The following is a 22,110-nucleotide window of genomic DNA, read 5'->3' as shown; positions in this document are numbered from 1 at the left end:
TGCCCCCGACCCCGGGCGCAGGAGGGAGCGTCGCCGCGCCGGACGCGGGCGGTCGTCGCGTCGGGCCGCGCCGCACCGTCCGCAGACGGGCGACGTAGGCCCCGGGTCAAGCCCGGGTCGCCCCCTCCTTGAGCGAAAGCGGCGCCCGGGCGGCAGACGCAAGTGTCCGCCCCCCGCGACAAGCCCGCGGCTCGCCGCTAGGCGGTCAGGCGGGCGGCCACGTTCTCGGCCCAGGCGGCGATGGACTGGGTGGGCGGCGCGGCGGTGGGGGCCGGCAGGGCGGCGGCGTCGGCGACGTGCAGGCCCGGCAGGCCGTGGACCTGCCCGGCCGCGTCCACCACGCCCCCCGCCTCGGGCGCGCCCAGGCAGGCGCCGCCCATCGGGTGGACGCTGGAGGGGCGCTTGCCCATCCGCATCGTGCCCCCGGCCTCCCGCGCCAGCTGCTGCATCGTCTCGTAGACGCGCGCGTAGATCGGGCTGTTCGAGGGGTCGAAGTCGATCTTCAGCTTCCCCCCCTCCAGCCGCACCACCCCGTCGGCCGCGTCCACCCCCATCGCCGAGGCGACGGAGCCGCGCTTGAGCCGCTCGCGCCATTTCCGCGGGATCGGCCAGTGGTCGAGGCTGGGCAGGTTGTTGAGCCCGATCGCCACCCGCGGCTCCTCGGCCCCGCGCAGCCAGATCCCGCCCTTGGAGGGCAGGCCGAGGGTGAGGTCCGAGCCGGGCTCGTTCACGTCCCAGAACCCGCGCATGTCGCCGTTGCCCGAGAAGCGCCGCCCCAGGCCGGGGATCGGCGGCAGGTCGCCCGCCGCCACGCTCGTCAGCAGCAGGCGCAGGGTGTTCATCGTCCCCGCCGCCACGATCACCGTGCGCGCCCGCGGCCGCAGCGTCCGGCCCGTGCGCAGGTCGCGCGCGACGACCGCGTAGCGCGCGTCGCCCTCGCCGGTGGCGCGGATCGTGCGCGCCTCGACCAGGTCGCGCACCTCCAGCCCCTTCTTCAGCGCCGGCGCGAGATAGCGGATGTCGAGCGAGGACTTCGCGCCCGAGGGCGAGCCGAGGAAGCCGTTGTCGTTGGACCAGTAGTCCGATTCCCACCGCTCCACCCCGTTCTCGTCCACGATCTTCTTCGGGTTCGCCGGATCCTCCGGCAGCAGGAAGCCGGTGCGCACCTCGACCTTGGGGATCACCGGCTCGACGCCGGGATGGTTGTGGAAGCGCTCGCGCGAGGTGCCGGGGGGACGGTTGTTCTCGCCGGGCTTGGTCGACTGGATGCGCGCGAGGAAGGCGGCGTTGTGGGGCGCCATGCTCTCCTCGGAGATCTCCTCGACATGGCCGTCCCAGTAGTCGGGCGCGGCCGGGCGGCGGTGGACGGCGGAGTAGACATGGCTGCCCCCGCCCACGCCCGAGGAGCAGATCACCTCCATCCCCGGCGACCAGAAGAACTCCAGCATCCCGCGCTTGTTGAAGGTCAGGCGGCCCGTCGGCACCCGGTCGCCGTTCACCGTGCGCACGGCGCGGCGCAGCATGCCCAGGCCCCGCGGGAACGGCGCGCGCGACTTGATGCCCATCGAGCGGGTCGGGACCGTGTCCCACCAGGGCCCCCGCTCCAGCAGCAGGACGCGGGCGCCGGCCTCGGTCAGGCGGGCCGCGGTGATCGAGCCGCCGAAGCCGCTGCCGATGACGACGACGTCCCAGATCGGCTCGCTCATCTCGGGGCCTCGGGGCGGTGGAGGGTGGTCATGGAGGGATTCCTTCCGGTTCGGCGGCCGCGCGTCGCGCACGCGGGGGCGCGGCGACGTCTCAGACCAGCGCCAGCGGGCGCAGGGGCGCGCCGGTGGCGCCGGTGAACTTCGGCGCGGCGGCGATGAAGCAGACCTCGCCCGCCCCCTCCGCCGCCAGCCCGTCGAGCGCCATGTTCTCGATCAGGTGCACGCCCGCCTCGACCAGGCAGTGCTGGTGGACGGGCATCAGGATGCGCGGATGCTCGGTCCCCGGCAGGACCTCGACCGCCATGGTGTCGGCCCCGATGGCGACCACGCCGCGCTCGGTCAGCCAGCGCGCGGCGCCGAGGTCGATCCCGGGCTCGCCGGCCACGTAGCGGGGATTGTCGGTCATGTAGAAGCGCCCCCAGCCGGTGCGGATCAGCACGGCGTCGCCGTCGCGGGGGGCGAGGCCGGCGCGCGCGCTCCACGCCTCGAGGTCCGCCGCTTTGATCGGGCGGCCGGCTTCCAGGAACTCGCCCCCGTCGAGGCCGGCGAGGTCGAGGACCAGGGCGCGGGTGACGATGGGGGGGATCTGCTCGACGCCCAGCTCGGTCAGGCCGCGGTCGGCCACGACCTCCTCGGCGCTGCGGCCGCCGAACATGCGGTCGCCGATGGTGAAATGGCCCAGCGCGTCGATATGGGTGCCCACGTGCATGGTCATGCCCACCCGCTCGAGGTTCGAGCCGACCTCGTTCTCCACCCCCATCGCCCGGCGCGCCCGCAGGGTCGAGGCGGAGCGGGCCGACATCGACATCACGTAGGGCGTCTGGTTCGGCGGGATGCGCGGCGCGTCGGCCATCGTCTCCTGGCCGAGATCCAGCACCCGGCCCTCGACCACCAGCGACAACGCGGCGAGCGTCACCTGCGGGGTCAGCAGGCGGCACGCGCCCAGCGCGTCGGCGGCGGGCCATGACGAATGATCGTGAACGCAGGCGGTCACGGGCGCTCCTTCCCTGGCGGTCTTCCTCCCCGGCGGAGGACGCGGGCGTTGCGGACGCCGTCTTGTTGATCCAACCTGCCGGACGGTCACCATGCCCGGCCCATGGCCGCGCATCAACCGTCGCATGACGGGCGCCGCCCGTGCGCCCGGGCGACAGCCGGAGGAGACGACCATGATCATCGCGCTCGTGCAGATCCCGCGCAGCCCCAAGTCCCCCAGGGAGGCCGCCATCGCCGGCGGGCTGAAGTCCGCCCCCATCTACCGGGAGGTGAAGGGCCTGATCTCGAAGCACTATCTCAACGGCGAGGCCGGGGGCGGCGGGGTCTACATGTTCGACACCAAGGAGAACGCCGAGGCCTGGTTCAACGACGAGTGGCCCGCCTGGATGGAGAGCCGCTTCGGAACCCGCCCGACGCTGACGATCTACGACTGCCACGTGGTGGTGGACAACGTCGCGGGCGAAGTGCGCGTGGACGGCGAGCCGGCCGAGCTGCCGGCCTGAGCGGCGCCGCGCGCGCCGCGCTAAAAAATCCGCCCCGCCCCGACCCCGGACGCTTGGGGCGGGGGCGCGGGCTTCCTAAATGCATCACGGATTTCGAATGCATGGAGAGCGGCGATGGGGATCAAGCTGACGTGCCTCGCCTGCGGGCAGGCCAACCGCGTGCCGGAGGAGAAGCTGGGCGCGGGCCCGAAATGCGGCGTCTGCGGCGCGGGCCTCGTCTCGGGGGCGCCGGTCGACGTCTCCTTCGAGGTGCTGGAGAAGGCGGCGCGCACCGACGAGCTGCCGCTGGTGGTGGACTTCTGGGCCGCCTGGTGCGGCCCCTGCCGGATGATGGCGCCCGAGTTCGCCAAGGCCGCCCAGGCGCTCAAGGGTCGGGCGCGCTTCGCCAAGCTGGACACCGAGGCCTTTCCCCAGGCGGGCGCCCGCTACGGCATCCGCGGCATCCCGCTGCTGATCGCCTTCCACCGCGGACGCGAGGCCAAGCGCCAGGCCGGCGCGCAGCCCGCGGCGAAGATCGTGGACTGGGCCGGCGCGCTGTCCCCGGCCTGAGCCGGGGCGCAAGGGTCGGGGGATGAGGGCCGGGCGGCGGCTCAGGCCGGTCGCGCCCCCCGCCGCCCGACCATGCCCAGCGCCGCGAGGCCGGCGAGCATCAGCAGACCGCCCGCCGGCAGCGGCACGGCCGTGGCGACGGCGAAGACGCCGCCCCCGCCCTCGATGAAGCTGCGCGCCTGGTCGGAGATCACGCCCGTCCACCACGAGATGTCGCCGTAGACGCTGTTCGCGGTGGTGCCGCCCGACAGCACGCCGGCGATCAGCCACTCCGACCCCATCGCGACCAGCAGCGGCCCGCCGCTGTCGGCGGGGGCCGTGGTGCCCTCGTCGGTCTGCATGTCGGACGAGCTGCCCCAGGCCGACAGGGTGTTCGACGTGCCCAGCGGGTCGTCGAAGTCGGTGTTGACGATGTTCGCGCCGGCGCCGCCCGTGCCCGCGGCCTCGCCGTAGAGGTCGACGACGTTGGTCGCGGCCCGGCGCTTGCCGTCGTAATCGTTCAGGCGCCCGGCGCTCCCCACCCCGTGGTCGCCATAGCCGACCATGGTCGCGACCAGGTCCGTCGGATCCTCGCCGAACAGGCGCAGCGGCGCGAAGTCCAGGATCGGCGTCGTCAGCGTCAGCAGCGCGAGGTCGGTTCCGTCGATCAAGCCGAAGGGCAGCGAGCCGAGGATCGAGATCGCGTCCACCGTCCGGGTGTCGCCCAGCGTGCCGTCGCCCAGCACGAAGTCGACGTCGAACCGCGTGGCCGCGATCACGCCGCCGCCGCCGTTGTCCACGCAGTGCTTCGCCGTCAGCACCGTGGTCGAGGAGATCAGCGAGCCCGAGCATTGCAGCCCGTCGTCCACCGTCAGGCGCACGACCGAGGTGTGCTCGGCCGCGAGCTCCAGCATCCGGGCCTCGCCGGCCGGATCGTTGATGACGATGGCCGCGGCCGGACCGGCCGCAACCGCGAGACCCGCCGCGACCGCGAGCGACTTGAGACCTGCAAACATGGGACCCCCTACGCGTCCGGGGCGCCGGCGACGCCCTCCCCCTTGCCCTTCAGCTACACGGGCGCGCGCGGCCGCGGCAATGGGAATAGCGCTGCGGCCGCCGTGATTTCCAAGCCGTGACGCGCCCCGCCCTCAGACGAGGGCCTGGGCGAGCGCCATGCCGGTCGCGGCCTGCACCGGGTCGATCACCGGCACGCCCAGCGCCGCCTCCAGCGCGGCGCGGTGGCCGGCCATGCCCGCGCAGCCCAGCAGGATCGCGCCGGCGCCGTCGGCCTTCAGCGCCTCGCCGACCTCGACGATGCGGGGGAAGGATTCGGGCGCGTGGCTCTCGGCCACCGACATGTTCAGGGGGCGGATGTTCGCCAGCCGCCCCAGCACCCCCATGCGGCGCATGTAGGGGCGGTGGCGCAGGATCGACTTGGGCGACAGCGCGATCGAGCCGAACAGGTCCGCCCGCGACATCGCCGTCAGCACCGCCGATTCCTGGATCCCGAACACCGGGCAGGAGGCGACCGAGCGGCAGACCTCGAGCCCCGGGTCGGAGTAGCAGGCGATGACGAAGCCCGAGGCGTCGGTCCGCTCCTTCGCCATGCGGGCGAGCGGCATGACCACGCTGTCCGAGTCCTCCTGCGTCTCCACGCCGAAGGGGCCCTCGGTCAGGGTCACGCATTCGATGGCCGGGCCGCCGGGCAGCGCGAAGCCGGCCAGCGCCTCGCGCATGCCCTCGGTCACCTCCTCGTTGGAGTTGGGGTTCACGACGACGATGGGGCCGAAAGTGCGGCTCATGGGGCGATCTCCGCGCCGAAGTTGTGGGCCGGGTCGAGTTCCGGGGCCTTGTAGCCGGGCCGCCCTGTCATCTCGGGCAGCCCGCGGGAGATGTAGGCGCCCGAGCCGCGCTCGGCCTTCAGCTCCCCGCCCTCCACGATGCGGCGGCCGCGGCTCAGCACCGTGACGGGCCAGCCGGTCAGGCTCATCCCCTCGAAGGGGGTGTAGTCCATCGCGTCGTGCTGGTCGGCGGCGGTGACGGTGCGGGTCAGCTTCGGGTCCCAGATGGCGATGTCGGCGTCCGCCCCGATGCAGATCGCGCCCTTCTTCGGGTGCATCCCGTAGAGGCGCGCGGCGTTGGTCGAGGACAGCGCCACGAAGTCCTGCAAGGAGATCCGCCCGGCGTTCACGCCTTCCGAGAACAGCAGCGGCAGGCGCAGCGCGATGCCGGGCATGCCGTTGGCGATCTTCTTGAACGGCGCCTCCGGCCCGTTCGAGAGCTTGCCGGTCTCGTCGAAGCGATAGGGCGCGTGGTCCGACGACCAGAGCGTGAAGGTGCCGGTCTGCAGGTGCTTCCACAGCGCCTCGCGGGTGCGGGCGTCGCGCACGGGCGGGGAGCACATGAACTTCGCCCCCTCCATCCCCGGCCGGTCGAGGTCCGACTTGTCGAGGAAGAGGTACTGCGGGCAGGTCTCCGCCCAGACCTTGGCGCCGTCGGCGCGGGCGCGGCGCACGATCTCGGCGCCCTCGGGGGTGGAGACGTGCACGATCACCAGCGGCGCGTCGACCAGCTTGGCGAGGCAGATCGCGCGGTGGATCGCCTCCTCTTCCGCCAGCGCGGGGTGCGAGGGCGCGTGGAAGCGCGGGTTGGTGTGGCCGGCCGCCATCAGCCGCTCGCCCATCCACTCGATCATGCCGTTGTTCTCGGCATGGACCATGGTGATCGCGCCGTGGGCCTTGGCGACGGCGAGGATGTCGAGGAACTGGCGGTCCTCGATCTTCATCAGCGGGTAGGTGATGAAGACCTTGAAGGAGGTCACGCCGCGCTCGAACGCCGCCGGCAGCTCCTCGGTCAGGACCTTCTCGGTCGGGTCGGCGACGATCAGGTGGTAGCCGTAGTCGATCACCGAGTTCGGCGCGGCGCGGCCGTCGTAGAGGTCCAGCGTCTGCGTCACGCCCATGCCGCGGTGCTGGGCGGCGAAGGGGACGAAGGAGCTGTTCCCCCCGAAGGCCGCCGAGACCGAGCCGGTGTAGTAGTCGTCCGCGGTCATGATCCCCGCGGCGCTCTCCTGCGCGATGTGGCAGTGGGCCTCGATCCCGCCCGGCAGCACCAGTTTGCCCGAGGCGTCGATGACGTCGGGCGCCTCCAGGCTCTCGGCCATCGCCACGATGCGCCCGTCCTTCACGCCGACGTCTGCGGCGAACACGTCGGAGGCGGTGGCGACCGTCCCCCCCTTGATGACGAGGTCCAGGGTCATGCGGCTAGTCTTCCTCCGGCGGCGGGGACCCGCGCCTCGGCGCGGGCGATCAGGCGGTCGAGTTCGGCGAGGTCGGCGGCGGTCAGCTTCGGGCCCGGCGCGCGGACCTTGGCGGACTTGATGGCGCCGCGCCGGCGCAGCGTCTCCTTGCGCAGCGCGAGGCCGAGGCCGGGCTGCACCTCGTGGCGCACCAGCGGCAGCCAGGCGTCGAACAGGTCCTCGGCGGCGTCCGGCTTGCCCTCGGCGAACAGGCGCACGACGTCGACCATCATCTCGGGGAAGGCGAAGCCGGTCATCGCGCCGTCGGCGCCGCGGGCCATCTCCTGGCACAGGTGCAGGCCGCCGTTGCCGCACAGGATCGACAGGCGCGGGGTGGATTCGGTCCCCGACCCCTCCCGCACGCGGGTCAGCTTGTTCAGCCCCGGGCAGTCCTCGTGCTTGAGCATCACGATCTGCGGGTGGCGGCGGGTCAGCTCGAGGATCGTGTCGGCCGAGACCTTCACCCCCGTCAGCTGCGGATAGTCCTGGAAGCAGACCGGCACGTCCTCGCCCAGCATGGCGCAGGCCTGGGCGTAGTAGTTCAGGACCGATTCCTCGGTGGCGAGGCTGGGGATCGGGGCGATCATCACGCCCGCGGCGCCGGCGTCCATCGCCTCCTTCCCCAGGCGCGCGAGGTTGTCGAGACCGGGGGCCGAGACGCCGACGATGGTCCCGAAGCCCTCTGGCGCGCGGGCGAGGAAGCGGCGCATCACCTCCCGGCTCTCGTCGGCCGAGAGCTTCATCGCCTCGCCCATCACGCCCAGGATGGTCATGCCGTCGCAGCCTGCGGAGACGTAGCTGTCCACCAGGCTGTCGACGCTGCCCAGGTCCAGCGATCCATCGTCGTCGAAGGGCGTGGCGGCGATCACGTAGACGCCGGCGGTGCGGCGGTCGATGGCGGGCATGTCGGTTCTCCCTGGCGGCCTCATTCGGGCTTCGGCTTGGGGATCGGGCGCGGCTCGATCTCCTCGATGCGACCGTAGCGGTCCGCGAAGAGGCGCGCGATGGGGAAGTCGCCCTGCCAGTCGAAGCGCAGCGTCTCGGGGTCGACCAGCCCGTCGCGGGCCTGCAGCGCCACCGCCTCGCCGATCAGCAGCTCGCGCGTGGGGCCGAAGGTCAGGCCGGTGATCTTGCGGCACTCCAGCGCCACCGGACAGTCGGCGAGCCGGGGCGGCGCCACCTTGGCCGAGGGCGCGAGCGCGAGGTCCAGCACGTCCGGCTCGCCGCGATGGGCGGGATAGACGGCGGCGCTGTCGACCATGTCGTCGATCTGGCTCAGCGAGGGGATGTTCACCACGAACTCCCCGGTCTCGAGGATGTTGCGGGTGGTGTCCTTGGGCTCGTTCGCCTTGTGGCCCAGGCCCACGACCACCAGGGCCGGATCCTCGCCGAAGATGTTGAAGAAGGAATAGGGGGCGGCGTTGACGGTGCCGTCCCGGCCCTGGGTGGTGATCCAGGCCACGGGGCGCGGGATCACCGCGCCGCACATCAGCTTGTAGCGCAGCTTGGGGTCGAGCCCGTCGAAGTCGATCAGCATGGGGGCCTCAGGCGGTTTGGGGGGCGGCGGGAGGGTTCAGCCCTCGGGCGGGGTGGCGCCGGTCTGGGCGGTGATCCGGCCGTAGTGCTCGATCCGCCGGTGGCGGGCGAAGTCGAAGATCGTGGACTTGCCGAAGGCGCAGGCGTCCATGTCGGCCTCGGCCGTGATCAGCTCGTCGCCCTCGGTCCGCGCGCGGGCCACCACGAAGCCGTCGGGATCGACGATGATCGAGCCGCCCATCAGCGGGTGCCCGTCCTCGTCCCCCGCCTTGGCGACCGCGACCGCCCAGCAGGCGTTCTGGTAGGCGCCCGAGGCGATCGAGAGCTCGGAGTGATAGAGGCGCTTCTCCAGCCCCTCCCCCGCCATCTCGGCGTTCACCGAGGGGGTGTTGTAGCCCAGCACGACCAGCTCGACCCCCTGCAGGCCCATCACCCGCCAGGTCTCGGGCCAGCGGCGGTCGTTGCAGATGCACATGCCCATCACCGCGCCCTCGTTGCGCCAGACGGGAAAGCCGAGGTCGCCCGGCTCGAAATAGCGTTTCTCGAGGTGCTGGTGGCTGCGGGCGTCGTCGTACTCGACATGCCCCGGCAGGTGGACCTTGCGGTATTTTCCGACGATCTCGCCCGCGCGGTTCGTCAGGATCGAGGTGTTGAAGCGCCGCCCCTCGGGCGTGCGCTCGGCGTAGCCGAAGCTGATCGCGATCCCGTGGGCCCTGGCGCGGTCGAACAGCGGCTGCGTCGCGGCGTTGGGCATCGCGTCCTCGTAGAACGAGGGGATGTCGGCCTCATGCTCCTTCCAGCGGGGGAAGAAGGTGGTCAGGCACAGTTCGGGGAACACCACCAGCCCGCAGCCCTCGGCCGCCGCCTGGTCGAGCAGCGCGATCATCCGCGCCACCACCGCGGCACGGTCGTCGGCCAACTGGATCGGGCCCATCTGGGCGCCGCCGATCTTGATGACGCGCATGCGTCCCCTCCGCTGGAGCGGGGGCCTTCGCCCGGCGGGCGGCGGCGGCGGCGGCGTGGGACGGCGGCGGCGCGGCCGGGCGGGGGGCTCCCGGTGTGGAATGGTCTGGACAAGACCCTAGCCACAGCCGGGCGGCAGGTCGACGGTCCGAACGCCGCGGGCCGTGCGCCGGGCGCGGCGCCGGAGAATGGGCCCGCATCCCACATCCCGAAGCTTCCCTGACGAAGGCCGCGCCTTACAAATCGCGCTCGGTGCAGTATAGAGTAGGGATGACCACGTCTTCGCTTCGCGCCCTGTCCGTCCACCTTCTCACCGCCACCGGGGCGGTGTTCGCCATGCTGGCCCTGCTGGCGGCGGTCGACGAGAACTGGAACCAGATGTTCCTGTGGCTGGTGGTGGCCTTCGCCGTCGACGGAATCGACGGGCCGCTGGCGCGCAAGTACGACGTGCGCACCCACGCCCCGCACATCGACGGCGTGGTGCTCGACCTGATCATCGACTACCTGACCTACGTCTTCATCCCGGCCTACGCCCTGTTCCAGAGCGGGATCCTGCCCGGCGTCTGGGCCTGGGTGGCGCTGATCGGGATCACCTTTTCGTCAGGCCTCTACTTCGCGGGAAGCTGGATGAAGACCGGGGACAAGAGCTTCCTGGGCTTCCCCGGCTGCTGGAACATGGTGGTGCTGGTGCTGTTCGCGCTGACCCCCTCGACCGGGGTGATCATGGCGGTGATCACGGTGCTGGCGGCGGCGATGTTCGCGCCGCTGAAGTTCATCCACCCGGTGCGCACCGTGCGCTGGCGCAAGGTCTCGCTGCCGATGGCGATCCTGTGGACCGTGTTCGGCTGCTGGGCGGCGCTGGCGCATTTCGATCCGGGCCTGTTCGTGCAGACCGGGATCGTGGTCACCAGCCTCTACCTGCTCGGCGCCGGCATGGCCCAGCAGATCACCGAGGCCCTGCGCCGCTGAGGCGCGCCCAGACCTGCGAGCGTTCCCAGAATGCTGTCCTACCAGCACGCCTACCACGCCGGAAACGCCGCCGACGTGCACAAGCACGCCCTGCTGGCGCTGGCGCTGGAGTACCTGGCGCGCAAGCCCAAGCCCCTGACCTATTTCGAGACGCACGCGGGCCGCGCGCTCTACGACCTCTCCGGCCCCGAGGCGCGCAAGACCGGCGAGGCCGCGGCCGGCGTCGCGCGGATGGAGCGGTGGTTCGCCCCCGATCATCCCTATGCGAAGGCGCTGGCCGAGGCGCGCCGGCTGGGCGGCCCCGACGCCTATCCCGGCTCGCCCCTGATCGCGCGCACCCTGCTGCGCGGCGACGACCGCATCGTGCTGGCCGAGCGCCATCCGCAGGAGGTCGAGGCCCTGCGCGACGCGCTGCCCACCGCCGAGATCCACGACGCCGACGGCCCCTCGCTCGCGATGTCGCTGACCCCGCCCGAGCCGCGCCGCGGCGTGCTGCTGATCGACCCCTCCTACGAGGTGAAGTCGGAGTGGTCGGCGACGCCCGAGTTCCTGGCCCGGATCCGGCGCAAGTGGCCGGTGGGGGTGCTGATGCTGTGGTACCCGATCCTCGCCTCGGGCGCGCATCGCGAGCTGACGGCGAAGCTCGACGCGATGGGGACCGAGGGCGTGGCCCGCTCCGAGGTCCGCTTCCCCCCCGCGCGGGAGGGGCACCGGATGATCGGCTCCGGCCTCTGGCTCGCCAACCCGCCCTGGGGGTGGGAGGAGGCCGCCCGCGACCTCGCCAAGCGCTTCGCCGCCCTGAAGGGCTGAGCGGGGGCGCGATCCGCGCGCGGGCCGCAAGCGCAGACGCAGGAGGCCCCGGGTCGAGCCCGGCGCGCCGGCCCTGCGCATCGCCGCCCCCGGATTGCAGGCCGCGGGGCGAGGGGATAGAGGGGGCGCGATCCGCCCTGCCCCGCCCCCTCGATCGAGAGCCGCCCGAGAGCCGCCATGGATTACGACGCGATCGTGCTGGGCGCCGGCGGCGCGGGGCTGATGGCGGCGCTGACCGCCGGCCAGGCGGGGGCGCGGGTGCTGGTGCTCGACCACGCCGAGAAGGCCGGCAAGAAGATCCTGATCTCCGGCGGCGGGCGCTGCAACTTCACCAATCTCGGGATCGAGCCGGGCTGCTACCTCTCGCAGAACCCGCATTTCGCGAAATCCGCGCTCAGCCGCTACACGCAGTGGGACTTCCTCGACCTCGTGCAGCGCCACGGCATCGCCTGGCATGAGAAGACGCTGGGGCAGCTGTTCTGCGACGGCTCCGCCCGCCAGATCGTGGCGATGCTGCTCGACGAATGCGCCCGCGGGGGCGTCGAGGTCCGGCTGGAGACCGCGATCGGCGAGATCGGGCATGCCGACGGACGCTTCCGGGTCGCCGGCGCCTCGGCGCGGCGGCTGGTGATCGCGACCGGCGGCCCCTCGATCCCCAAGATGGGCGCCACCGGCGTCGCCTACGACATCGCCCGCCGCTTCGGGCTGAAGGTCGTGCAGCCGCGCCCGGCGCTGGTCCCCTTCACGCTGGGCGAGGCGGACGCGGACCTGCGGGCCATCTCCGGCGTCGCCTTCCCCGCCGTCGCGCGGGCGGGCGGGATGGCCTTCGAGGAAGCCGCCCTGTTCACCCATCGCGGCCTGTCCGGCCCCGCGATCCTCCAGGTCTCCTCCTACTGGTCGCCAGGCGAACCGGTGCATCTGCGCCTCCTCCCCGACGCGGCGGCGAAGCTGCGCGAGGCCAAGCGGCGCGCGCCGCGCGCCCACCTCAAGGCCGCGCTGGCCGAGCATCTGCCCCGCCGCCTCGCCGACGCGCTCGCCGCCCGCCTCGCCCTGCCGCAGGAGCTGGGCAACGCCTCCGACGCCGCGCTCGACGCGCTGGGGGCCACGCTCGAGGACATGGAATTCCACCCCACCGGCACCGAGGGCTACGCCAAGGCCGAGGTCACCGCGGGCGGCATCGACACGGCCGGCCTGTCCTCGAAGACGATGGAGGCGACGGCCGTCCCCGGCCTCTACGCCATCGGCGAGGCGGTGGACGTGACCGGCTGGCTGGGGGGCTACAACTTCCAGTGGGCCTGGGCCTCGGGCGTCGCCGCGGGCAAGGCCATCGCCGAGGCGGCGGCGCAGGGCTGAGAGCGCCCGCCCCGCACGCGTCGCGCGGCAGGCCCCGGGTCAGGCCCGGGAGGCGCGCCGCGTCACTTCAGCTGGCTGTCCTTCGAACCCCGGCGGTTGATGCCGCCGCGGTTCACCGGGGCGCGGTCGCGCTCGGACTGGCACTCGATGCACAGGCGCACGCCGGGGATCGCCTGACGACGCGCCTCGGGGATCGGCTCCTCGCACTCGGCGCAATGGGTCAGGCTCTCGCCCTTGGGCTTGCCCGCCGCGCGCAGCCGCATGAGTTCGTCCTCGATCGAGGCCTCGATCTGTTCGTTCACCGCGCCGTCGCGCGCCCAGCCGCCTGCCATCGCCGCATCCTCCTTGCCCCTGAAGGTAGGGCGCCGGACGCCCTCAGGCCAGATATCCCACCAACAGGCTGATGGTCAGGAAGCTGGCGGCGGTCGACAGGATCAGGGAGGTGGCGCAGACCTGCTCGCCCCCGTGCGGCTGGCCCAGCAGCGGGAACAGCGACAGCATCGGCATGGCCGCGTTGGCGATGCCAATGGCCGCGAGCCCCGGCGACACCCCCGGCAGCGCCCAGAAGGCGAGCGCGGTCAGCGCCGGGTGCGCCAGCAGCTTGAAGGCCGAGATCGCGATCGAGCGTCGCCAGGCCCCGCTGATCGGGAACCGCGCCACCGTGCCCCCCACCGCGAACAGCGCCACCGGCGCCGCGACGGCCGCCATCATCGAGATCGCCCGCTCCAGCGGCTCGGGCGGCGTGAACTCGACCAGCCGCGCGGCGACCGCCAGCGCCACCGCCAGCAGCAGCGGATTGCGCGCCGCGTTCGACAGCGAGCGCACGGCCAGCGCCTTCCAGTCCGCCTGGGGCGAGGCGGCGACGTTGGCCGCGACCATGGCGAAGGGCACCATGATCGCGCTCTCGACGATGATGATCATGGCGAAGGCGGCCGCGGCCTCGGGGCCGAAGACCAGGCTGGTGATGGCGAAGCCCATGAAGCCGGTGTTGGACGAGGACATGCCCAGCCCGAACACCCAGGAGATCGCGGGCGGCTGGTCGAAGGCGCGCCGCATGATCGCCCGCCCGATCAGCATCCCCGCGAAGGAGGCGCCGAGGTAGCCCAGCAGGAAGCTCCACTCGAACCCCACGCCCTCGCGCGGGGTGGCGATGGCCTGGAAGATCAGCGCCGGCAGGCTGACCCGCACCACGAAGGCCCCCAGCGCGCCCAGCCCGTCGGTGACCAGGTAGCGCCAGCGGAACGCGGCGTAGCCGGAGAGGATCAGCAGGTAGAGCGGAAGGGTGATCCAGATGATCTCGAGCACGGGCGGGGGCGGTCCGGCGGTGGGGAATGACAGCGCAATCATTCGCCGTCCGCGCCCCCTCCCCGCCAGACGGCGGGAGCGCGCGCGCCGTTTGGGCGCAGGCGGGGCGCGGGGCGGGCGCGGCCGCCGCCATTTTCGGCGCCCGCCGCCCCTCCGCCCCGAATCGAGGCGCCCGGGGCGGGCGCCGGCCGCGTCCGCCCGGCGCGGAGCCGCCCTGCCCCGCATGGCAGTCGCGCGCCCCCGCGAACGAAACCGCCGGCCGCTTGGGGCGGCCGGCGGGTCGATCCTGTCGGATCCGGCGCGGCGGGCGCGGGGCCCGCCGCGGTCAGCTCACTCGCAGGGGTCGGCGGGGACCTCGGCGAACTTGGTCCAGGCGCCGTCCTTGATCTCGATGACGTAGCCCGGCAGCTCGGCGTCGTGCTTGGAGTCGAAGCACACGTTGTCGCCCACGATGCCGTTGAACACGACGCCGTCCATGGCGGCGAGGATCGCGGCGCGCTCCTCCTCCAGCTTCGCCGGGTCGCCGGTGACGCCCGCGGTCTCCATCAGCTGCTTGAGCAGGTAGACCCCGTCATAGGCCTGCGCGTCCGAGTGGTGGGCGCCCAGCTTGTGGATGCCGTTCTCGTTCAGCCGCGCCATCAGGTTGTCGTCGAAAGCCTGCGAGCGCTCGGTCCGGCCCTTCCAGAAGCCCGCCACCACCATGGTGCCGTTGCCCTCGGGGCCGAAGAGCTCGACGATCAGCGGATCGGCGAAGATCTGGGAGCCGATGATGCGGCCCTCGTAGCCCTGGCGACGCAGCTCCTTGATGACCTTGGAGGCCGAGTCCGGCAGGCCCGCGACGGCCACCAGGTCGGGCTTCGATTCCATGATCTTCGCGGCCTGGCCGGACATGTCGAAGGACTTGTACTGCACCGCGATCGGCTCGCCGACCTTGATGCCCGCCTTCTCCATCAGCGCGGGATAGAGCTTGGTGCCCGCGGTCGCCGAGACGACCTCGTCCGAGACGTAGACGATCTCGGCCGTCTCCATCGGGAGGCCCGCATCCTTCATCGCGCCCAGCAGGCGGGAGAACTGCTTGGCCTCGTCCTCGGTCAGGCGCCAGCCCCACTTGCTCTCGGCCACCAGGTCGGGGGCGGAGGCGGCGGTGGGGATCATCAGAACCCCGAAGCGGTCCGCCATGGTCAGCGCCACGCGCGTCTCGCCCGAGGAGAACGGGCCCAGGATCGCCAGCACGTTCTCGTCCTGCACCAGCGTGCGCACGCCCACCGCGGCCTGCTTGGCGTCGGAGCCGGTGTCGAAGCGCACGATCTCGATCGGCTTGCCGTTGATGCCGCCGGCGGCGTTGATCTCCTCGACCGCGATGTCGAAGGCGTGCACGGCGGGCTCGCCCGGGCCCTTCAGGAAGCCGGTGGTGACGACGATGTTGCCGATCTTGATCGTGTCCTGCGCGAGGGCCGGCAGCGCCCCCAGCGTCAGGGCGGCGAGGCCGGCGGCCGCCGCGAATGTCTTGGCGCGAAGCGTCATGGCGTGGGTTCCCCTGTTGTGCGGTTCGTCTTGGTCTTGCTTGCTTATGCGGGCTCTGCGCCCAGGTAGGCCTCCGCCAGCGCGGCGTCGGCGGCGAGCTCGGCCGCGGACCCCTGAAGGGTCACCCGGCCAAGCTCGAGGACATAGGCGCGCGAGGCGATCTCGAGCGCCATGTGGGTGTTCTGCTCGACCAGCAGGATCGAGAGCCCCTCGGCGTTCAGCTCCTGGATCAGGGAGAACAGCTTTTCGACGAAGAGGGGGGAGAGGCCGAGCGACGGCTCGTCGAGCATCATCAGCTTCGGCCGCCCGATCAGGGCGCGGCCGACGGCCAGCATCTGCTGCTCGCCGCCCGAAAGGACGGTCGCCTTCATGTCGCGACGCTCGGCGAGGTTGGGGAAGCGCTCGTAGACCGCCTCGATGTCCTTCTCCACGCCGTTGTCGCGGCGGAGGTGGCCGCCCATCAGCAGGTTCTCGTGCACGGTCATCGAGACGAAGATCTGCCGCCCCTCGGGCACCAGCATCATCCCCGCCCGCACCCGGTCGGCCGAGCCCGCGTTGGTCAGGTCGCGGCCCCTGAAGCGGATGCGGCCGCCCGAGGGCTTCACCGCCCCCTGCAGCGCGCGCAGCAGGCTGGTCTTGCCCGCCCCGTTGGCGCCCAGCACGGCGACGATCTCGCCCTCGCCGACCGTCAGGTCCAGGGCCTGCACGGCGCGGGTGCGGCCGTAGGTGACGTCGAGCGCCTCGGTTTCCAGCCAGGCGTCAGGCATGGGCGGCCTCCTTCTCGCCGGCGTGGCGGGGGCCGAGGTAGGCCTCCAGCACCTGCGGGTCCTGGTTCACGGTGGCGGTCGGGCCGTCGTAGATCTTGCGCCCGAAGTTCAGCACAACGGCCGAGGTGCACAGGCTGCGCACCAGGCTCATGTCATGCTCGACCACCAGCAGGGTCACGCCGGTGGCGGAGATCTCCAGCAGGAAGTCGCGCAGGGACGCGGTCTCGGAGGCGTTGAGCCCCGCGGCGGGCTCGTCCAGCAGCAGCAGCTTCGGCTTCGCGGCCAGCGCGCGCACCACCTCGATCTTCTTGCGGATGCCGTAGGGCAGCGTCGCCACCACCTCGCCCGGCCGCGTCTCGATGTTCATCGAGGCGAGCAGGTCCTCGGCCTCGCGATAGGCGGCGGAGCGGCCGAAGGTCGAGACGGGGGTCAGGAACTCCCCCCAGCCGCGCTTGCGGGACTGCTGGCCCAGCATCACGTTCTCGACCACCGACAGGTGCGGCATCAGGCGGATGTTCTGGAAGCTGCGCGCCATGCCCAGCCCGATCCGGGAGCGCGAGGGGTAGGCGTCGATCGCCTCGCCGTCCAGCGTGACCGTGCCCACGTCCTGCCGGTAGACCCCGGTCAGGAGGTTGAACATCGTGGTCTTGCCCGCCCCGTTCGGCCCGATCAGGGCGACGCGGCCTCCCTTCGGCACCTCGAACGAGACCTCCGAGATCACGGCGAGGCCCCCGAAGCTCTTGGAGACGTTCTCGACCTTCAGAAGCGGCGCGGTCATTCGGCGGCCTCCGGCGCGGCCTGGGCGCGGGCGCGCCCGGGGTGGGAGATCCGCTCGAGCGTGGTGCGCGTGACCAGCCCCTCGGGGCGGAAGATCATCATCAGAACCGTGGCGACGCCCAGGATCACGTAGCGCCAGGATTCGTCGGGCGGCGTCGCCGCGCCCTCCAGCCCCAGCACCCCGAACACCGTCTCCTTGATCGCGGGCAGGCTGTCGCGCAGCGCCTCGGGCAGGAGGGTGAAGAAGGCGGCGCCGACCAGCGGCCCCCAGGCCGTCTGCGCGCCCCCCAGCAGGACGTAGAGCAGCACGTAGATCGAGAGCGAGGCGTTGAAGACCTGGATCTCGACGAAGCTGTAGGCGTGGGCGTAGAGCGCCCCAGACAGGCCCGCGAGCGCGGCGCCCAGCGCGAAGGCGGTGACGCGCACCATGCGCACGTTCACGCCCATCAGGTCGGCCACCACCTCGTCGTCGTGGACCGAGCGGACCACCAGGCCGAAGCGCGTGGACATCAGCCAGAACACCAGCAGGGCCACGATCACGGCGGCGGCGGCGGGCACCTCCCAGTCGATGAAGGTGGGCACCGGCAGGCCGGTGGCGCCGCCCAGCATCTCGGAGTTCAGGATCAGGCCCGCCACCACCTCGGCGAAGGCGAATGTGCCCAACACCAGGTAGACCCCCTTGAGCCGGAGGATCGGGAAGGAGATCAGGAACCCGATGATCCCGGCGATGATCACGCCGGCCGAGATGGTCACGAACAGGGGCTGGTCGAGCTCCATCGCCAGGTAGGCGGCCGCGTAGGCGCCCAGCGCCTGGAAGCCCGCGCCGCCCAGGTTCAGCTGGCCCGTCGCCACGGCGAGGAAGATGCCGTAGGCGAAGATCACGTTGATCGCGAGGATGGTGATCAGGCCGATCCAGTAGCCGCTCATCACAGCTTCCCCTTGCCGATCGCGTGATGGCCGAACAGGCCCTGCGGTCGGATCAGCAGCGTGATCAGAAGCGCCCCCCAGACGGTCGCCTGCACCGTGTCGGCGCCGGCCCAGTGGATCGTCATCATCTCGATCAGCCCGATGATGACGCCGCCCGCGACGGCGCCCCAGAGGCTGCCGAGGCCTCCGACCACCATCCCCGCGATGGCCTTCGAGCCGATGTCCTCGCCCATCTGCGGGCTGACCTCGCCGTAGTTCACCGCGAAGAGCGCCCCGGCGAGGCCGCAGAGCATCCCCGTCAGCATGAACACCACCGGCACCACGCGCCGCGTCTCGATGCCCAGGATGCCGGCCGCGTCCGGGTTCTCGGCGATCGCGCGCAGCATCCGGCCGACGCGGGAGGATTTCATCATCCACGCCAGCGCCAGCACCAGCAGCACCACCACGATCAGCGACACCACCTGCGGCACCCGCAGGTGGATCCCCGCGAGGCTGAGCGTCAGGTCGGCCGACGGCCCCGGAAAGCGCTGCGCGTCCGAGCCATGCTCGATCCGCACCAGGTTCTCGAGGATCAGCAGGAAGCCGAGCGAGGAGACCAGCGGGATCGCATGCTCGGTCGAATCGCCGTAGCGGGTCTTGAGGTAGCGGAAGGTGAAGCGCTCGACGATCAGCGAGGCGACGATCGAGGCCGCGATCCCCCCCGCCAGCGCCAGCGGCCAGGGCAGCGGGCCCGAGATCCCGAAGGGCAGCCCCCAGTAGGCCAGCGACCAGCCCACCATGCCCGCCAGCATGAACAGCGTGGGGATGGTGAAGTTCAGGAAGTTGAGGATCGAGATGGTCAGCGTGAAAGCCACCGCCACGGTCACGTAGACCGAGCCCAGCATCAGCCCGTTGGCGATCTGCTGCAAAAGAAGCATCAGGCCCGCGCCCCCTCGTTCCCCGCCGCGCGCGCCCGCGAAGCCGCGCCGCAGGTCGCCTGTGCGGAGGTCGCGCGCCTCGGCGACTCGCCCGCCGGTGCGCGTCGGCCCGTCGCAGTCGTCGGCGTCGGTGTATACAAACCCGAGACCTCGCGCCGGGTCGCCGCCGCGGCCGCGCCTCGCCGTTCCGTTGCGGCGCAGCACGCGCGCATGCGCCGGCGCCCGCCCTCGGCCCGCATCGCTTCCGACCCTGATTTCGGCCTCATCCGCACCGTTTCGCCCTTTCCGCCGGGGTTTTCCCGGCTCCTGCACCGTCGTCCGGAGCCTTCGCCGGGCCCACGCCCGCGCCACGGGGCGGCGGAGGTGTGCGCTGCGAAACGCCGGACATTCGCTGACAAGCGCAGTTGAAATGTCCTGACAACTTGTACACGGTGCGAACCGACCCCATTGGAGTCAAGCGAAACATTCGGCAGTCAGCGGCCCGGCGCCTCCCGCGCGGGCGCCTGCCTCCTGGGAAGGAGCCCGCCCCGTGCGCTACGATTTCGTGCCCATCGCCCACCGCAAGCCGCTGAAGTGGCCGAACGGCAAGCGCCTGGCGATCATCCTGACCACCAACTTCGAATACTGGGACCCCGCGCGCGAGGATCCCAAGCCCTTCTATCCCGGCGGCCCCGGCATCGTGGGCGGGGAGCTGGCGGGCGACGTCTACGACAACCCCAACTGGACCTGGCGCGAGTACGGCCAGCGCGTCGGCGTGTGGCGCATGTTCGACGTCTTCGACGCCGAGGGCGTGCCCTCGTCGTGCACCATGAACGCCAAGATGGGGCTGGAGCGGAAGGCCGTGGTCGACGCCGCCGTCGAGCGCGGATGGGAGATCGTGGCCCACAACTACGTGCAGACCGACCTGCTGACCGACTTCCACAAGGACCCCGAGCGCGAGCGCGAGGTCATCCGCGAGACTCTTCGTATTTGCGAGGAGACCACCGGAAAACGGCCCAAGGGGTGGCTGTCCTCGTCCCTGCGGTCCACGCCCAACACGGCGGACCTGCTGGCGGAGGAGGGGATGCTCTACTTCACCGACCTCCTGAACGACGACCAGCCCTACCTGATCCACACGAAGTCCGGGAAGCCGCTGGTCTCGGTCTCCTACACCTCCGAGGTCAACGACTTCACGGTGTTCATGCGCCAGGGCCAGACCTGCGACGGCGGCTTCCACGTGTTCAAGGAGGCGTTCGACTGGCTCTACGCCGAGTCCGAGCACTCCGGCCGCTTCCTCAACATCGGCCTGCACCCCCACGTGATCGGCCAGCCGTTCCGGATCCGGGCGCTGCGCGACTTCATCCGCTACGCCAAGCAGTTCGACGACGTGTGGTTCGCCACCCGCGAGGAGATCGCGACGTGGTATCTGGAGAACCACGAAAGCCACATCCCCACGGCCTGAGACCGTCGCCCGGCGCGGCGACGCGCCGGGCCCCTCTCGCGGAAGGAGTTTCCCCGAATGCTCACCCTCGGCGCCGCCACCATCGAGCGGATCGTGGACATGGACCCCTTCCGCTTCGGCCTGACCCAGATCTTTCCCGACGCCGTCCTGTCCGAGCTGGAGGACGCGCGGGAGTGGCTGGAGCCGCACTCGCTGGATTTCGCGACCGGCCAGGTGCTGCTGGGGGTGCAGAGCCACCTGCTGCGCATCGGCGGCCTGACCATCCTGGTCGACACCTGCGTGGGCGAGTGCAAGCCGCGCCCGAAACGCCCCGACTGGCATGACCGGCGCGACACCGGCTATCTCGACCGCCTCGCCGCTGCGGGCGTGCGGCCCGAGGAGGTGGACGTGGTGATGTGCACCCACCTCCACGCCGACCACGCCGGCTGGAACACGCGGCTCGAGAACGGCCGCTGGGTCCCCACCTTCCCCAACGCCCGCTACGTGATGGGCCGCGCCGAGCTCGACCACTGGACCGCCGAGGAGGCCCGCGCGCCGGGCGAGGCGAACCACGGCCTCTTCGCCGATTCCGTGAAGCCGGTGGTCGAGGCCGGCCTCGCCGAGCCGGTCGAGGAGGGGTTCGAGCTGACCGCGGGCCTGACGCTCTGCGCGCTGCCCGGCCACACGCCTGGCCAGATGGGGCTGGAGCTGGCGCATCCCGGCGGCACCGCGATCTTCTGCGGCGACGCCCTGCATTCGCCGGTCCAGCTGCGCAAGCCCGACTGGTCCTCGGCCTTCTGCACCGATCCCGCGCAGGCCGCCCTCACCCGCCGCGCGATGCTGGAACGCGCCGAGGGCGCCGGCGGCATGATCCTGCCCGTGCACCTGCGCGGCGCCATCGGCTTCCGCCCCGAGCGGACCGGCGACCACTGGCGCCCCGTCTACGTCTGACCCCGAAAGGAGCCCCCATGACCCTCCCCTCCCGCCCCGAAGGATCCCCGTCTTGAGCCGCGTCGCGGTGCTGGGCGGCGCCGGCGGCATCGGCCGCGCGCTGGTCGCCTCGCTGCTGGCGAAGGGCGACGAGGTGCTGGTGCTGGACCTGCCCGCCTCGCTGGAGGCGCATCCCCAGGACTGTCCCGGCATCGACGTCGACGTGACCTCGGAGGCCGCGGTCGCCGACGCCATGGCCGAGGTCGCCCGGATCTGGCCCGAGGGCGTGGACGGGTTCGTGAACCTCGCCGGCTGGAACGCGGTGATCCAGCCGGTCTCCGAGATCCCCACGGCGCATTTCGACGAGGTGATCGAGGGCAACCTGCGCGGCCAGTGGGTGGCGGCGAAGGCGATCCTGCCGCTGATGAAGGACGGGGGGTCGATCGTGCTGATCACCTCCGGCCTCGGCCAGTTCATCCGCCCCGGCTTCGGACCCTACGCCATGTCCAAGGCCGGCGTGATCGCGCTGACCAAGACGCTGGCGCTGGAGTGCGCGCCGAAGCTGAGGGTGAACGCGGTCGGGCCGGCGGTGGTCGACACCGGCTTCATCCGCGGCGGCGCGGGACGCTCGGATGAGAAGGCCGACTCGATCGTGGATCTCGACTTCCACCGGCGCGTCACGCCCCTGGGCCGCGTCGCCCAGCCCGAGGACGTGGCGGGACCGATCCGCTTCCTGCTGGGGCCGGACAGCGGGTTCATGACCGGTCAGGTGCTGTGGGTCAACGGCGGGGCCTACATGCCGTGAAGGCGCGCGGCCGCCGGGGGGGAGCCTCGCCGAGGCGGGGCTCGTCTCGGGGGGCGCTGCGCGCGGGCGCCTGGTGGGG

General features: G+C 71.9%; 23 protein-coding genes. 8 read left to right on the top strand and 15 right to left on the bottom strand.

The genetic code is table 11. The annotated features are described in order from the left end of the window. Positions 1–197: 197 nt before the first annotated feature. Both P2H44_RS19480 and P2H44_RS19475 read right to left on the bottom strand, forming a co-directional pair. Complete coding sequence (locus P2H44_RS19480) at positions 198–1,706, bottom strand: GMC oxidoreductase (protein WP_275766162.1); 1,509 nt, start codon at positions 1,704–1,706, stop codon at positions 198–200. Positions 1,707–1,797: 91 nt separating this feature from the next. Continuing rightward, a complete protein-coding gene (locus tag P2H44_RS19475; RefSeq protein WP_275766159.1) occupies positions 1,798–2,700 on the bottom strand; it encodes a cyclase family protein in 903 nt (300 codons plus the stop codon). A 172-nt stretch (positions 2,701–2,872) separates the two neighbouring features. Between P2H44_RS19475 and P2H44_RS19470 the strand changes: the two genes are divergently transcribed. Together P2H44_RS19470 and trxC are read left to right on the top strand one after the other, a co-directional pair. Continuing rightward, positions 2,873–3,202, top strand: a complete 330-nt coding sequence (locus P2H44_RS19470) for a hypothetical protein (RefSeq protein WP_275766157.1) — start codon at positions 2,873–2,875, stop codon at positions 3,200–3,202. A gap of 114 nt (positions 3,203–3,316) precedes the next feature. Beyond that, the gene (gene trxC / locus P2H44_RS19465) at positions 3,317–3,751 is read left to right on the top strand and encodes a thioredoxin TrxC (RefSeq protein ID WP_275766154.1); all 435 of its coding nucleotides are present in this window, start codon (positions 3,317–3,319) and stop codon (positions 3,749–3,751) included. A 41-nt stretch (positions 3,752–3,792) separates the two neighbouring features. Here trxC and P2H44_RS19460 read toward each other — a convergent pair whose 3' ends face one another. The 6 genes from P2H44_RS19460 to P2H44_RS19435 form a co-directional block, all read right to left on the bottom strand. Further along, the gene (locus P2H44_RS19460) at positions 3,793–4,746 is read right to left on the bottom strand and encodes a trypsin-like serine protease (RefSeq protein WP_275766151.1); all 954 of its coding nucleotides are present in this window, start codon (positions 4,744–4,746) and stop codon (positions 3,793–3,795) included. Positions 4,747–4,878: 132 nt separating this feature from the next. Next, positions 4,879–5,532 carry an aspartate/glutamate racemase family protein gene (locus tag P2H44_RS19455; protein ID WP_275766148.1) on the bottom strand — a complete coding sequence of 218 codons (654 nt, stop codon included), beginning with the start codon at positions 5,530–5,532 and terminating at the stop codon, positions 4,879–4,881. After that, positions 5,529–6,989 carry a dihydropyrimidinase gene (gene hydA / locus P2H44_RS19450; protein WP_275766145.1) on the bottom strand — a complete coding sequence of 487 codons (1,461 nt, stop codon included), beginning with the start codon at positions 6,987–6,989 and terminating at the stop codon, positions 5,529–5,531. Before hydA ends, P2H44_RS19455 begins: the two co-directional genes overlap by 4 nt. Next, positions 6,986–7,933: a dihydrodipicolinate synthase family protein gene (locus P2H44_RS19445; protein ID WP_275766143.1), complete on the bottom strand. Its 948-nt coding sequence runs from the start codon at positions 7,931–7,933 to the stop codon at positions 6,986–6,988. Before P2H44_RS19445 ends, hydA begins: the two co-directional genes overlap by 4 nt. Before the next feature lie 20 nt (positions 7,934–7,953). Further along, entirely contained in the window at positions 7,954–8,565 is a 612-nt protein-coding gene (locus P2H44_RS19440) for a flavin reductase family protein (RefSeq protein WP_275766142.1), read from the bottom strand. A 36-nt stretch (positions 8,566–8,601) separates the two neighbouring features. Next, positions 8,602–9,528: an N-carbamoyl-D-amino-acid hydrolase gene (locus P2H44_RS19435; RefSeq protein ID WP_275766140.1), complete on the bottom strand. Its 927-nt coding sequence runs from the start codon at positions 9,526–9,528 to the stop codon at positions 8,602–8,604. 269 nt (positions 9,529–9,797) lie between these two features. On the opposite strand from P2H44_RS19435, the gene P2H44_RS19430 reads away from it, so the two are divergent. The 3 genes from P2H44_RS19430 (at position 9,798) to P2H44_RS19420 (ending at position 12,659) form a co-directional block, all read left to right on the top strand. Next, complete coding sequence (locus P2H44_RS19430) at positions 9,798–10,496, top strand: CDP-alcohol phosphatidyltransferase family protein (RefSeq protein ID WP_275766139.1); 699 nt, start codon at positions 9,798–9,800, stop codon at positions 10,494–10,496. A 30-nt stretch (positions 10,497–10,526) separates the two neighbouring features. Next, complete coding sequence (rlmJ, locus tag P2H44_RS19425) at positions 10,527–11,306, top strand: 23S rRNA (adenine(2030)-N(6))-methyltransferase RlmJ (protein ID WP_275766137.1); 780 nt, start codon at positions 10,527–10,529, stop codon at positions 11,304–11,306. A 177-nt stretch (positions 11,307–11,483) separates the two neighbouring features. Beyond that, positions 11,484–12,659: a BaiN/RdsA family NAD(P)/FAD-dependent oxidoreductase gene (locus P2H44_RS19420; RefSeq protein WP_275766135.1), complete on the top strand. Its 1,176-nt coding sequence runs from the start codon at positions 11,484–11,486 to the stop codon at positions 12,657–12,659. Positions 12,660–12,721: 62 nt separating this feature from the next. Here P2H44_RS19420 and P2H44_RS19415 read toward each other — a convergent pair whose 3' ends face one another. From P2H44_RS19415 to P2H44_RS19385, 7 genes are all read right to left on the bottom strand, one after another. Continuing rightward, entirely contained in the window at positions 12,722–12,991 is a 270-nt protein-coding gene (locus P2H44_RS19415; RefSeq protein WP_275766133.1) for a DksA/TraR family C4-type zinc finger protein, read from the bottom strand. Positions 12,992–13,034: 43 nt separating this feature from the next. Next, the gene (locus P2H44_RS19410; RefSeq protein WP_275766131.1) at positions 13,035–14,006 is read right to left on the bottom strand and encodes an AEC family transporter; all 972 of its coding nucleotides are present in this window, start codon (positions 14,004–14,006) and stop codon (positions 13,035–13,037) included. Between the two features lie 288 nt (positions 14,007–14,294). Continuing rightward, on the bottom strand, positions 14,295–15,488 hold the full coding sequence (locus tag P2H44_RS19405) for an ABC transporter substrate-binding protein (RefSeq protein ID WP_275766129.1): 1,194 nt from the start codon (positions 15,486–15,488) through the stop codon (positions 14,295–14,297). 44 nt (positions 15,489–15,532) lie between these two features. Continuing rightward, positions 15,533–16,255: an ABC transporter ATP-binding protein gene (locus P2H44_RS19400; protein ID WP_275766127.1), complete on the bottom strand. Its 723-nt coding sequence runs from the start codon at positions 16,253–16,255 to the stop codon at positions 15,533–15,535. After that, complete coding sequence (locus tag P2H44_RS19395; RefSeq protein WP_275766124.1) at positions 16,248–17,033, bottom strand: ABC transporter ATP-binding protein; 786 nt, start codon at positions 17,031–17,033, stop codon at positions 16,248–16,250. Before P2H44_RS19395 ends, P2H44_RS19400 begins: the two co-directional genes overlap by 8 nt. Next, the gene (locus P2H44_RS19390) at positions 17,030–17,959 is read right to left on the bottom strand and encodes a branched-chain amino acid ABC transporter permease (protein WP_275766122.1); all 930 of its coding nucleotides are present in this window, start codon (positions 17,957–17,959) and stop codon (positions 17,030–17,032) included. The genes P2H44_RS19395 and P2H44_RS19390 overlap by 4 nt, the downstream gene beginning before the upstream one ends. Then, a complete protein-coding gene (locus tag P2H44_RS19385; RefSeq protein ID WP_275766120.1) occupies positions 17,959–18,876 on the bottom strand; it encodes a branched-chain amino acid ABC transporter permease in 918 nt (305 codons plus the stop codon). Before P2H44_RS19385 ends, P2H44_RS19390 begins: the two co-directional genes overlap by 1 nt. Positions 18,877–19,405: 529 nt before the next feature. Here P2H44_RS19385 and P2H44_RS19380 point away from each other — a divergent pair. The 3 genes from P2H44_RS19380 to P2H44_RS19370 are packed head-to-tail and all read left to right on the top strand — an operon-like array spanning position 19,406 to position 22,031. Continuing rightward, positions 19,406–20,317 carry a polysaccharide deacetylase family protein gene (locus P2H44_RS19380; RefSeq protein WP_275766118.1) on the top strand — a complete coding sequence of 304 codons (912 nt, stop codon included), beginning with the start codon at positions 19,406–19,408 and terminating at the stop codon, positions 20,315–20,317. Between the two features lie 57 nt (positions 20,318–20,374). Continuing rightward, positions 20,375–21,247, top strand: coding sequence for an MBL fold metallo-hydrolase (locus P2H44_RS19375; protein ID WP_275766116.1), 873 nt, complete (start codon positions 20,375–20,377; stop codon positions 21,245–21,247). A gap of 52 nt (positions 21,248–21,299) precedes the next feature. Next, entirely contained in the window at positions 21,300–22,031 is a 732-nt protein-coding gene (locus P2H44_RS19370) for an SDR family NAD(P)-dependent oxidoreductase (protein WP_275766114.1), read from the top strand. Positions 22,032–22,110 lie beyond the last annotated feature (79 nt).

The sequence above is a fragment of the Albimonas marina genome, assembly GCF_029223255.1.
Taxonomy (GTDB): Bacteria; Pseudomonadota; Alphaproteobacteria; order Rhodobacterales; family Rhodobacteraceae; genus Albimonas.
This window is presented reverse-complemented; position numbering and strand designations above follow the sequence as displayed.